The following is an 11,225-nucleotide window of genomic DNA, read 5'->3' as shown; positions in this document are numbered from 1 at the left end:
TTCGGCTGAGGGACATCCCCCTCCCGAGGAGGACGCCTCAGCCGAGGACGGCGCGGCGCACCGCCTCGGTGTCGGTCAGATCCGGCAGCACGGTGTGCGCGCCCTCGGCCCGCAGCTCCTCGGCGGAGTAGTGCCCGGTGGCCACGGCGACGGAGACCGCGCCGTTGTCCACCGCGGCCCGGACGTCGTTCGGGGTGTCGCCGATGACGACCACCGCGCCGGCGTCGAAGCCGGTCCCGTGCTTGGCCGCCGCCAGCTCCATCGCGTGCGGGACGAGGTCCGGGCGGTGCACCGAGAGCGTGCCGTAGCCGCCGATCCCCAGGTCGAGGTGCTCGTCGAGGCCGAACGCGGCGAGCTTGTGCCGCGAGATCTCCGGCAGGTTGCCGGTGACGAGCGTCTGGACGACGTCGCCGTCGGCGGCGAACGCGGTGAGCGCCTCGGCCGCGCCCGGCAGTGCGCGGGCCGTCTCCGCGAAGGTGTGCAGGTGGCGCTCGGACTCCGCCACCAGGGCCTTGAACAGCGCCTGGATCGTCTCCTCCGTGGCCTCGAAGCCGTTGGCGGTGAGCAGGTCGGTCGTCGTCGCGCGTTCCGTGCGGCCGCCGAACACCGGGTGCACGCGCAGGGTCGCCCCGGTCGCGGCGGTGAACGCGGTCGCGTACCAGGCCGCGCCCAGTTCGGTGAAGTCCACCAGCGTGTGGTCGATGTCCCAGAGCAGCAGCCGCTTCTTCGTCACGTCTCCGAGGCTACCGGCGAAGTTATTCAACACGCGTTGACTTCCGGGCGGACGGGTCGTACCTTGAGCTCAATTCAACAAGCGACGAATAAATGGAGGCAGTGATGACCCGTCCCGCAGGGGCGCTCGCCCTGGTCGCCGCCGTGGCCGGCGCGCTGGTGGCGGTGGTGCTCGGATTCCTCACCTTCGGCGCGCAGGCGACCGTCGCGCCCGACGGCGTCCCGGTCGCCGTCGCCGCACCACCGGAGATCGCGCAGCGCCTCGCCGCCCACGGCGGGGGCCAGCTCGCCTGGACCGTCGCCACCCCGGCCGAAGCGCGCCGGCTGCTGGAAGACAAGAAGGTCTACGGCGTGCTCGAACTCGCGCCGGGACCGGCCGCGACTGTGGTGACTGTGGTGACATCGGGGGCGATCAACCCGGCCGGCACCCAGGTCGCGCAGCAGGCGCTCACCGGCGCCGCGACCGCGCTGGCCGGCCCGCCGAAACAGGAGGTCCTGCACCCGGTGGGGCTCGCGGGCCGGATCGCGCCGCTGGCCGCGAGCGCGCTGGCCTGGATCGGCGCGCTCGTCGCGGGCCTCGCGCTGACGCAGCTCGCGAAGCGGACCGGCCGCCCGATCGGGGCCGGCGCCCGGTTCGTCCAGATCACCGGCGCCGGTGCGCTGATCACGGCGGTGGTCGCCGGGTTCTTCGCGCTGTGGGATTCGACGCTGCCGCTGACCGTGGACGTCCTCGGCTTCGTCTTCCTCGCCGCGACGGCGTTCGCGGCCCTGCAAGCCGGGCTGCTGCGCCTGCTGGGCCTGCGCGCGATGGCCGTGCTCGGCCCGCTGTACCTGGTCGCGCCCGCGGTGGCCGGGCAGGTGCCGGAGCTGCTGAACCCGGCCTACCGCGCGCTGCTGTGGTCGTGGACGCCGTTCCGGTTCTCGACGGAAGGCCTGCGCAGCCTGCTGCAGGGCGTGCCGGACGCGCCGGACGTGACGACGGCGCTGTGGGTGCTCGGCGCGCTGCTGGCCGCGGGCCTGCTGGTGGCGCTGTGGCCGGGCCGGTCAGCCCGCCAGGAGGCTGAAGCGCACCTTGCGGACGGGGTTGTCGAGGTTGGTGTCCACTAGGCAGATCGACTGCCAGGTGCCCAGGGCCAGTACCCCGCCGAGCACCGGGATCGTCGCGTAGGGCGGCACCAGCGCGGGAAGCACGTGGTCACGGCCGTGACCCGGGCTCCCGTGCCGGTGCCGCCAGCGGCCGTCGCGGGGGAGCAGCCCGTCGAGCGCGGTCAGCAGGTCCTCGTCGCTGCCGGCGCCGGTTTCCAGGATCGCCAGCCCGGCGGTGGCGTGCGGGACCCAGACGTGCAGCAGGCCGTCGGCCGCGTCGGCGTCGCGCAGGAAGGCCTCGGCTTCGTGGGTGAGGTCGTGGACGACGGCTTCGGCGCCGGTGCGGACCTCGATCTCGGTGGAGTACATGCGTGCCAGCCTAGGCTCAGGATTCCAGGTAGCGCAGCACCGCGAGGACCCGCCGGTTGTCCTCTTCGGACGGCGGCAGGCCCAGCTTGCCGAAGATCGACGTCACGTACTTCTCCACGGAGCCGGCCGAGAGGAACAGCTCCGCCGCGATCGCGGAGTTGGACCGGCCTTCCGCCATCAGGCCCAGCACTTCGCGTTCCCGCGGGGTGAGCCCGCCGAGCGCGTCGGTCCGGCGCGTCGCCGAGAACAGCTGGCTGACGACTTCGGGGTCGAGCACCGTCTCGCCGCACGCGACCCGGCGCAGTGCGTCGAGGAAGTCCGACACCTCGGCGACGCGGTCCTTGAGCAGGTAGCCGACGCCGCCCGCGCGGCCGGCGAGCAACTGGGCCGCGTACTTCGTCTCGACGTACTGGGAGAACAGCAGGATCGCGCAGCCCGGCAGCTCGCGGCGCAGCGCGATCGCCGCCCGCAGGCCTTCGTCGGTGTGCGTCGGCGGCATCCGGATGTCCACAATGGACACGTCGGGAGTGTGGCCGTTGACCGCTTCGCGCAGCGCGTCGGCGTCCTTCACCGCGGCGACGACCTCGTGGCCGCGGAAGGTCAGCAGCTCGACGAGACCCTGGCGCAGGATGGTGGAGTCCTCGGCGATGACGATCCGCATGCCGCGACCCTAGCGGGGCAGCGGCACCCGCGCGGTCACATCGGTCGGACCGCCCGGCGGGCTGGTGACGATCAGCTCGCCGTCGACCGTCCGGAGCCGTTCGGCGACGCCGGCCAGCCCGCCGCCCGGCACGACCCGGGCGCCGCCGGGGCCGCCGTCGTGCACTCTCAGCCGGAGGACGTCCCGCTCTTCGGTGACTTCGACCAGCGTCGTCCCGCCGTGCTTCGCGGCGTTCGTGAGCAGCTCGGCGGCGCTGAAGTAGACGATGGTCTCCAGCGACGGCGGCGGGCGGCGCGGCAGGTCCACCACGACCCGCGCGTCGATCCCGGACCTCGCGACCAGCGTGGCGAGGGCGACGTCGAGACCGGCGTCCAGCGCGGCCGGGTGGATGCCGCGGGCGAGGTCCCGCAGCTCGGTCAGCGCCTGTTTGGCGTTGGCGTGCGCGGCGGTGACCAGCTCTTTGACCTGCGGCAGGTCGGCGTCCGCGAGCTCGTCCTTGGCCAAGCCGAGCTTCATCGCGAGCGCGACCAGCTGCGCCTGCGCACCGTCGTGGAGGTCGCGTTCGATGCGCCGCAGCCGCAGGGCGGCGTCCTCGACCGCGGTCGCGCGGCTCGCCTCCAGGTCCCGCACCCGTTCGGACAGCTCGCGCTCGCCGAGCAGCCCGACGATCAGCAGCCGGTCGAGGGCGGCGAAGGCGTGCGTCACCCGTGGCAGGGCGACCAGCACGAGCAGTCCGGACGCCGACCAGGCCAGCGCGCCGGCCCAGCCGTCGGCGCGGATCTCGAAGACGGGCAGTTCCCGTTCGCCGAGCGGGTACCAGAAGAAGGAGTAGGTGGTGGCGGCGAAGCTGTAGACGCTCGCGACGAAGACGGTGAAGAGCCCGGCGAGGGTCAACGGCAGACGCAGGAGCAGGTAACCGGCGGCCCGCCAGCCCGCGGGATCGCCGACGCGGGCCTTGACCCAGCTCCACAACCCGGGTTTGAGCTCGGGCCGGCGCGGGGCGGGGACGCTGACACCGAGCAGGCGTTTCGCGAGCCCGCGGTGGGCGGCCCCGAGGCCACGGACGTAGAAGACGGCGCCGGCGAGGACGAGGAACCCGAGCAGGACCGGCGTCAGCCAGAGACCGAGCGCGAGGACGACGAGGAAGCTGAGGAGCGAGAAGAGGGTGAGCGGCGCGGCGAGCCACAGCCAGAGGTACTCGGCCCGGAAGTCCCGCGTGGCGAGCGGGCCGAAGATGCGCCGGAGCGGGTGGGGTGGGTCGAGGGTGGTCACGGATTCAGTTTCGCCGCGGGCGGCCGCGGTGCCCATCCGGTTTTCCCCCTAGTCGGGCCGGGGGGACCCCCCGTTTTCCACGCTACCGGCGGGCACCGACAATTTCCGCCCTGGCCGGGGGCCGCGACGTCGCGAATGACTCATTGGGGACCTCCCAGGTCCCCAATGAGTCATTCGCGGCACGCAAAGGGCGTGTCACGGCGCGTCCGGGTCGTCCTCCCGGGCCCGCTGGGCGGCTTCCCGCATCTCGATGACGTCGGTGAGCCAGTCGCCCGTCTCGCGGGCGACGTCGCGGATCGCGCCGGTGATGATCGAAGCTATGTTGCCGACGTGCGTCGCCGCTGATTCGGTGATCACCTGCAGGGTGTCCTTCTCCCGTTCGAACTGGCCCACCATGTCACCCTCACGCTGCTCGGAGCTGCCGGTCGGGTTCCACGGTAACCGGCGACGGCGAACTCTGCGGGAGGGCCAGCTTCACGATCTTCTTCGCCACCGACCAGAGCTGCTTGCGCAGCGGTCCCGTGTGGTAGGGCAGCCCGTACTTCTCGCAGATCGCGCGCACCTCGCCGGCGATCTGCGGGTAGCGGCGCGCCGGGATGTCCGGGAACAGGTGGTGCTCGATCTGGTGCGACAGGTTGCCGCTCAGGATGTGGAACAGCGGGCCGCCGGTGATGTTCGCCGAACCCAGGATCTGGCGCAGGTACCACTGCCCCCGCGACTCCTCCGCCGTCTCCTCTTCGGTGAAGCTCTCGACGTCGGCGGGGAAGTGACCGCAGAAGATGATCGCGAACGCCCACAGGTTGCGGGTCAGGTTCGCCGTCGCGTTGCCGAGGAACGTCAGCGGCGCCAGCGGGCCGGTCAGCAGCGGGAACAGAACGTAGTCCTTGCCGACCTGCCGGGACGCCTTCCGCACGATCTTCTTCAGGATCGGCACGTTGTCGGCCCACGAGCGCTCGCCCTTGACGACGTTCTCGACCTCGAGGTCGTGCAGCATGACGCCCCACTGGAAGAAGATCGCCAGCAGCGTCGCGTACACCGGGTTGCCCAGGTAGTACGGGTGCCACTTCTGGGCGGTGTCCATCCGCAGGATCCCGTAGCCGACGTCGCGGTCCTTGTCGACGATGTTCGTGTACGTGTGGTGGATGTAGTTGTGCGAGTGCCGCCAGTTCTCCGCCGGCGCCACGGTGTCCCACTCGAACCGCTGCGAGCTCAGCGCCGGGTCGCGCGTCCAGTCGTACTGGCCGTGCATGACGTTGTGGCCGATCTCCATGTTGTCGAGGATCTTGGCCAGCGACAGCGCCCCGACGCCGGCGAGCCACGCCGGCGGGAAGAACCCGGCGAACAGCAACGCCCGCCCGGCGACCTCCAGGCCGCGCTGGGTCTTGATGATGTCGTGGATGTAGTCGACGTCCTCCTGGCCCAGGTCGTCGACGATCCGCCGGCGCAGCGCGTCGAGTTCGCGGCCGAACTCCTCGACCTGTTCCGGGGTCAGGCGGTCTTGCAAGCCGGTCATGGTGCACTCCCTAAGCGTCGATCTCGACGTCCCCGACCGGGACGGAGATGCAGAGCTGGATTTCCTCGTCTTCTTCGCCGGAGATCTCGCCCGTCTTGGCGTTGCGGACGCGCCCGGCGGTCTTGAGCTGGGTGCAGGAGAAGCAGATGCCCATCCGGCAGCCGTGCTCCGGCGAGAGCCCGGCCTCTTCGGCCTGCTCCAGCAACGGCTTCCCCGAATTCGCGCACTCGCGGCCGCTGCGCTTGAACCGGACCTGCCCCTCGGCGTTCTCCGTGTCGAAGGTCAGCGCCGGCGGCGTGAACTCTTCGGTGTGCACGCGTTCACCCAGCTCCTCGCGCACGGCGTCCATCAGCGGCTTCGGGCCGCAGACGAACGCCTCCGCGTCGCGGAACCAGGGGGCGACCCGCGCCAGGTGCTCCGGCGAGAAGAACCCGTTCAGGTCACCGCCGTCCGAATGGGTGTACGCGTGGACGACCCGCAGCCCGGGGTGCCGGGCGGCGAGCTCGGCCAGTTCGGTGCGGTACAGCGCGTCGGCCGGGCCGTTCGAGTACTGCAGGAACACGATCTCGCCGGCGTGGCCCTCGTCGGCCAGCGTGCGGGCCATGGCGAGGACCGGCGTGATGCCGCTCCCGCCGGCGATCAGCAGCACGCGGTCCGGCCGCTCGGCGGGCAAGGTGAAGCCACCGTCCGGAGTGGACAGGTTGACGACCGAGCCGACGCCGATCGAGCGGTTCAGGTGCCCGGACACCAGGCCTTGCTCCTTGACCGTGAACTCCAGTTCGCCGTCGTACTGCGAACCGCACGGCGAATAGCACCGGGTGCGCCGGACGCCGTCGATCTCCACCTGGAAGCGGACGTACTGGCCGGCGGTGAAGCCGGGCCACGCGCGGCTGGGCCGGACGGTGAGGGTGACGGTGTCCGGCGTCTGCTTGCGCACCGCCGTGACCAGCCCGCGGATCTCGCGGCGGACCAGCATCGGGTCGACGAGCTCCAGGTACCGGTCCATCCCGTGCGGCGTCAGCAGCGCCTCGGCCAGCGAGGCGAGGCCGCGCACCCGCCGGGGGATGAGCGCCGTCATCGGGAACCTCCTCGGTTACAGTGAACGACTGTACACTCAATAGTGCACTGCAGGAGTGGACTGCCTGTCAACGCGAGACCCCGAGGATGTGACGTGAGCAACGCGGTGGACGCTGTGTTGAGCGGGGCTCCGCCCCGACCCCCGGCAGGGGGCAGGCCCCCTGCACCCCCAAAAGCAGTCCGTACGCTGGAACCCGTGTCCGAACCACTGACGCCCGTGAGCCGCCAGGAGCGCAAACTGCGCACGCGCCAGGCGTTGCTGGACACCGCGCTGGAGCTGCTGGCCGCTCGGCCGTTCGCCAGCCTTTCCCTGCGCGAGGTGGCGAAAGGCGCCGGCATCGTCCCGACGGCCTTCTACCGGCACTTCGCCTCGATGGAGGAACTCGGCGTCGCACTCGTCGAAGAGGCGACGCGCACGCTGCGCGGCATGATGCGCTCGGCCCGCACCGACCCGGACACCTACCAGGGGATGATCAGCGCCTCGGTGGCCACGGTGCACCAATTCGTCCGGGCGAACGAGGACCATTTCCGGTTCCTGACCCGCGAACGCTACGGCGGCGGCCCGCTCGCCCGCGCGATCGGCGTCGAACTGCGGATGTTCTCCGGCGACCTCGCGATCGACCTCGCCCGGTTGGCCCCGCTGCGGTCCTGGAGCACCGAAGACCTGCACATGCTGGCCGACTTGATCGTTTCCGTGATGCTGACGACCATTGTCGAACTGCTGGAAGCCCGGCCCGGTGAAGACGCAAGAATCACCGGAACGGCGGAAAAACGGCTGCGCCTGATCCTGCTCGGCGTCCCGCACTGGAAAACGACCTGAACGTTTCCCGCACGGCGCTCGTACTTCCCGGCACAACCCGCAGACTTGCGACCCTCGTCACTGGGGACTGTCGGTCCGGCGTGGTACAACCCTCGGATCGTGCCTCGCCGATGAGGAGGTCGTGTGACGGACAGCGAACAGAGTCAGCAGCTCACCGTGGGTGTGGTGGCCGAGTCACGCCCCGGGGAGCGGCGGGTGGCCGTGGTGCCCAAACTGGTCGGCCGGCTCGTGCAGCGCGGGCTGCGCGTGGTCGTCGAACCGGGCGCCGGGGCCGGTGCGCACCTGAGTGACGACGCGTACACCCAAGCGGGCGCCGAACTCGGCGACGCGTGGGGCGCCCCGATCGTCGTGAAGGTCAACCCGCCTTCGCCGGAGGAAGTCGCGAAGCTGAGCCGGGGTGCCGTGCTCGTCGGTTTCCTCGACCCCCGCGGCAACCCGGACGGGCTCGTGAAGCTCGAAGAGGCGGGCCTGCGCGCCTTCGCGATGGAGGCGGTCCCGCGGATCTCCCGGGCCCAGGCGATGGACGCGCTGTCGTCGCAAGCCAGCATCGGCGGCTACCGCGCGGTGCTGCTCGCGGCGCAGAAGCTGCCGCGGTTCTTCCCGATGCTCACCACCGCGGCCGGCACCGTCCCGCCGGCCAAGGTGCTGGTGCTCGGCGCCGGCGTCGCCGGCCTGCAGGCGCTGGCCACGGCGAAGCGGCTCGGCGCGCAGACCACCGGCTACGACGTGCGGCCCGAGGTCGGCGAGCAGGTCAAGTCGCTGGGCGCGCAGTTCCTCGACCTCGGCATCGAAGCCGTCGGCGAAGGCGGGTACGCCCGCGAGCTGACGGCCGAGGAGCGCGAGGAGCAGCAGCGGCGGCTCACCGAAGCCATCACGAAGTTCGACGTCGTGATCACCACGGCGCTGGTCCCGGGCCGCAAGGCGCCGACGCTGGTCACCGCGGACGCCGTCAAGGGCATGCCCGCCGGGTCGGTCGTGGTCGACCTCGCCGGCGAGACCGGCGGCAACTGCGAGCTGACCAGGCCGGGCGAGGACGTCGTGGAGCACGACGTCACCATCTCCGCCCCGCTGAACCTGCCCGCCGAAATGCCCTCGCACGCCAGCGAGCTCTACGCCCGCAACGTCACCGAGCTGCTGGAGCTGCTGGTGACGAAGGAAGGCGAGCTGAAGCTGGACTTCGAGGACGAGATCGTCGCCGGTGCCTGCGTGGCCGGGCGCGAAGGGAGCGCGTCGTGAGTCCTCTGGTGCAGAACCTGGCGGTGCTGGTGCTCGCCGGGTTCGTCGGCTTCGCCGTCATCTCGAAGGTGCCCAACACCCTGCACACGCCGCTGATGTCCGGCACCAACGCCATCCACGGCATCGTGCTGCTGGGCGGCCTGGTCGTGCTCGGCCTCGGCGTCGACGGGGTGTTCAACAAGATCCTGCTCGTGATCGCGATCGCCTTCGGCACCATCAACGTCGTGGGCGGGTTCCTCGTCACCGACCGGATGCTGTCGATGTTCAAGGCCAAGAAACCCGCCGCCGGTGAGGAGGACGAGAAGTGACCGACTTCGTCGCGATCCTCTACATCGTCGCGTTCGCCCTCTTCATCTACGGCTTGATGGGCCTCACCGGCCCGCGCACCGCCGTCCGCGGCAACTGGATCGCCGCGGCCGGCATGGGCATCGCCGTCATCGCCACCCTGCTCACCCCCGGCATGGGCAACTGGCTGCTGATCGTGCTCGGCGTCGCGATCGGCGCGGTGGTCGGCGTGCCGTCGGCGCGCAAGGTCAAGATGACCGCGATGCCGCAGATGGTGGCGCTGTTCAACGGCGTCGGCGGCGGCGCGGTCGCGCTCATCGCGTGGGTGGAGTTCAACTCCACCGACGGCTACGCGCACGAACCGGCGTACATCGCGATCGCGTCCCTGTTCGCCGCGATCATCGGGTCGATCTCCTTCTGGGGCTCGAACGTCGCGTTCGGCAAGCTCCAGGAGCTGATCAGCGGCCGCCCGATCACCATGGGCAAGCTCCAGCAGCCGGTCAACGCGCTGCTCCTGCTGGTCGCGCTCGCGTGCGCGGTGGCCATCGTCGCCGGCGGCGACTCCTGGCTGCTGATCGTCGGGCTGCTCGTCGCGTCGGGCATCCTCGGCCTCACCGTGGTGCTGCCGATCGGCGGCGCGGACATGCCGGTGGTGATCTCGCTGCTCAACGCGTTCACCGGGCTGTCGGCCGCGGCGATGGGCCTGGCGCTGGACAACACGGCGCTGATCGTGGCCGGCATGATCGTCGGCGCGTCCGGCTCGATCCTGACCAACCTGATGGCCAAGGCGATGAACCGGTCCATCCCGGCGATCGTCGCGGGCGGCTTCGGCGGCGGGCCGGCGGTCGGCGCGGGCAGCGGGACGAAGGAAGCGCGCCCGGTGCGCTCGACGAGCGCGGCCGACACCGCGATCCAGATGGCCTACGCGAGCAAGGTCGTCGTCGTGCCCGGCTACGGCATGGCCGTGGCGCAGGCGCAGCACACCGTCCGCGAGATGGCGAAGCTGCTGGAGAAGAAGGGCATCACGGTCGCCTACGCGATCCACCCGGTGGCCGGCCGGATGCCCGGGCACATGAACGTGCTGCTCGCCGAGGCCGACGTGCCGTACGAGCAGCTCAAGGAGATGGACGAGATCAACTCCGAGTTCGCCCAGACCGACGTCGCGCTGGTGATCGGCGCGAACGACGTCACCAACCCGGCCGCGCAGACCGACCCGAGCTCGCCGATCTACGGGATGCCGATCCTCAAGGTGAACGAGAGCCGGTCCGTGATCGTCTTGAAACGCGGGATGAGCTCCGGGTTCGCCGGGATCGACAACGACCTGTTCTACGATCCGAAGACCAGCATGCTCTTCGGGGACGCCAAGTCGTCGGTGGGCGAGATCGTGGAGGAACTCAAGGCGCTATGACGACCGGGTCGGATGTTCGTGCGGCGTTCACGGATCCGGCCGAGAATCTCGCTTTCGACGAAGCGCTCCTCCGGGTTGCGCCCGGGTCACCCGTGTTGTGGCTCTGGCGCAACCCGGTTTGCGTCGTGGTGGGGCGCGGGCAGCGGATCGCGCGCGAGGTACGCGTTTCGGAGTGTGAGCGTGACGGTGTCCCGGTGCTGCGGCGGGCCAGCGGCGGCGGCACCGTGTTCCACGACCCGGGCAACCTGAACGTGACGCTGGTCCTGCCCGGCCCGGCCGACCGGCCCCTGGAGGCGCTCGGTCAGGTGATGAGCGCCGCCGTCGACCAGCTCGGGCTGGTGCCGCGGATCGGCGACCGCGGCCTGTTCGTCGGCGACGCGAAGCTGTGCGGGTTCGCCGTGTTCCGCACCAGGACCGGCTTGCTGGCCCACTCGACGCTGCTGGTCGAGACGACCGCGGGTCTGGTCGGCCGCTACCTGACCAGCGCACCGCCGGACCCGCGCCCGCTCGACTCGCACCGCAGCCCGGTGGCGTCGCTGGCCGAGCACGGCCTGCGGCCCGGGTTCCCGGCGGTCGAGGCGGCGGTGCGGGCGGCGGCGTCCCAGCTGCTCGGCACGCTCGTGCCCCGGCCGCCGTCGCCGGCCGAGCTGGTGCAGCAGCGGGCACTGCTGCACACCCGCTACCGCTACCCCTCCTGGCACGCCGACGGCGCCCAGCGCGCAGCCTGACCGGACGCAAGGGCGCACTTTCACGTGAAAGTGCGCCC

The 11,225-nt window shown here is 71.1% G+C and carries 13 protein-coding genes; 6 read left to right on the top strand and 7 right to left on the bottom strand.

Annotation, left to right across the window (positions count from 1 at the left end; translation table 11 throughout):
- Positions 1 to 37: 37 nt before the first annotated feature.
- The gene (locus Q5425_RS10780; protein ID WP_308672008.1) at positions 38 to 733 is read right to left on the bottom strand and encodes a haloacid dehalogenase-like hydrolase; all 696 of its coding nucleotides are present in this window, start codon (positions 731 to 733) and stop codon (positions 38 to 40) included.
- Between the two features lie 104 nt (positions 734 to 837).
- Here Q5425_RS10780 and Q5425_RS10775 point away from each other — a divergent pair, with 104 nt between their 5' ends.
- Complete coding sequence (locus tag Q5425_RS10775; RefSeq protein ID WP_308672007.1) at positions 838 to 1,839, top strand: ABC transporter permease; 1,002 nt, start codon at positions 838 to 840, stop codon at positions 1,837 to 1,839.
- Here Q5425_RS10775 and Q5425_RS10770 read toward each other — a convergent pair.
- The 6 genes from Q5425_RS10770 to Q5425_RS10745 all read right to left on the bottom strand — a co-directional run bounded on the left by Q5425_RS10770 (position 1,777) and on the right by Q5425_RS10745 (position 6,711).
- Positions 1,777 to 2,187 (bottom strand): secondary thiamine-phosphate synthase enzyme YjbQ, encoded by a 411-nt coding sequence (locus Q5425_RS10770; RefSeq protein WP_308672006.1) that lies wholly within the window; start codon positions 2,185 to 2,187, stop codon positions 1,777 to 1,779. The two genes, Q5425_RS10775 and Q5425_RS10770, sit on opposite strands and share 63 nt — an antisense overlap.
- A gap of 16 nt (positions 2,188 to 2,203) precedes the next feature.
- Positions 2,204 to 2,848: a response regulator transcription factor gene (locus Q5425_RS10765; RefSeq protein WP_308672005.1), complete on the bottom strand. Its 645-nt coding sequence runs from the start codon at positions 2,846 to 2,848 to the stop codon at positions 2,204 to 2,206.
- 9 nt (positions 2,849 to 2,857) lie between these two features.
- Positions 2,858 to 4,156, bottom strand: coding sequence for a sensor histidine kinase (locus Q5425_RS10760; protein WP_396135146.1), 1,299 nt, complete (start codon positions 4,154 to 4,156; stop codon positions 2,858 to 2,860).
- Between the two features lie 159 nt (positions 4,157 to 4,315).
- Positions 4,316 to 4,516, bottom strand: coding sequence for a hypothetical protein (locus Q5425_RS10755; RefSeq protein ID WP_308672003.1), 201 nt, complete (start codon positions 4,514 to 4,516; stop codon positions 4,316 to 4,318).
- 7 nt (positions 4,517 to 4,523) lie between these two features.
- Positions 4,524 to 5,633 (bottom strand): acyl-CoA desaturase, encoded by a 1,110-nt coding sequence (locus tag Q5425_RS10750; RefSeq protein WP_308672002.1) that lies wholly within the window; start codon positions 5,631 to 5,633, stop codon positions 4,524 to 4,526.
- Positions 5,634 to 5,643: 10 nt separating this feature from the next.
- On the bottom strand, positions 5,644 to 6,711 hold the full coding sequence (locus Q5425_RS10745; RefSeq protein WP_308672001.1) for an FAD-binding oxidoreductase: 1,068 nt from the start codon (positions 6,709 to 6,711) through the stop codon (positions 5,644 to 5,646).
- A 195-nt stretch (positions 6,712 to 6,906) separates the two neighbouring features.
- Between Q5425_RS10745 and Q5425_RS10740 the strand changes: the two genes are divergently transcribed.
- The 5 genes from Q5425_RS10740 (at position 6,907) to Q5425_RS10720 (ending at position 11,187) form a co-directional block, all read left to right on the top strand.
- On the top strand, positions 6,907 to 7,530 hold the full coding sequence (locus tag Q5425_RS10740; protein WP_308672000.1) for a TetR family transcriptional regulator: 624 nt from the start codon (positions 6,907 to 6,909) through the stop codon (positions 7,528 to 7,530).
- A gap of 123 nt (positions 7,531 to 7,653) precedes the next feature.
- Positions 7,654 to 8,766: a Re/Si-specific NAD(P)(+) transhydrogenase subunit alpha gene (locus Q5425_RS10735; protein WP_308671999.1), complete on the top strand. Its 1,113-nt coding sequence runs from the start codon at positions 7,654 to 7,656 to the stop codon at positions 8,764 to 8,766.
- 5 nt (positions 8,767 to 8,771) lie between these two features.
- The gene (locus Q5425_RS10730; RefSeq protein WP_013223978.1) at positions 8,772 to 9,074 is read left to right on the top strand and encodes an NAD(P) transhydrogenase subunit alpha; all 303 of its coding nucleotides are present in this window, start codon (positions 8,772 to 8,774) and stop codon (positions 9,072 to 9,074) included.
- Positions 9,071 to 10,459 (top strand): NAD(P)(+) transhydrogenase (Re/Si-specific) subunit beta, encoded by a 1,389-nt coding sequence (locus tag Q5425_RS10725; RefSeq protein WP_308671998.1) that lies wholly within the window; start codon positions 9,071 to 9,073, stop codon positions 10,457 to 10,459. Before Q5425_RS10730 ends, Q5425_RS10725 begins: the two co-directional genes overlap by 4 nt.
- A complete protein-coding gene (locus tag Q5425_RS10720) occupies positions 10,456 to 11,187 on the top strand; it encodes a lipoate--protein ligase family protein (protein WP_308671997.1) in 732 nt (243 codons plus the stop codon). The genes Q5425_RS10725 and Q5425_RS10720 overlap by 4 nt, the downstream gene beginning before the upstream one ends.
- The last annotated feature ends 38 nt before the right edge of the window (positions 11,188 to 11,225 follow it).

The organism is Amycolatopsis sp. A133 (genome assembly GCF_031082405.1).
Classification (GTDB): Bacteria; Actinomycetota; Actinomycetes; order Mycobacteriales; family Pseudonocardiaceae; genus Amycolatopsis.
The sequence above is the reverse complement of the archived record's forward strand: the minus strand, read 5'-3'. Positions and strand labels throughout refer to the sequence as shown.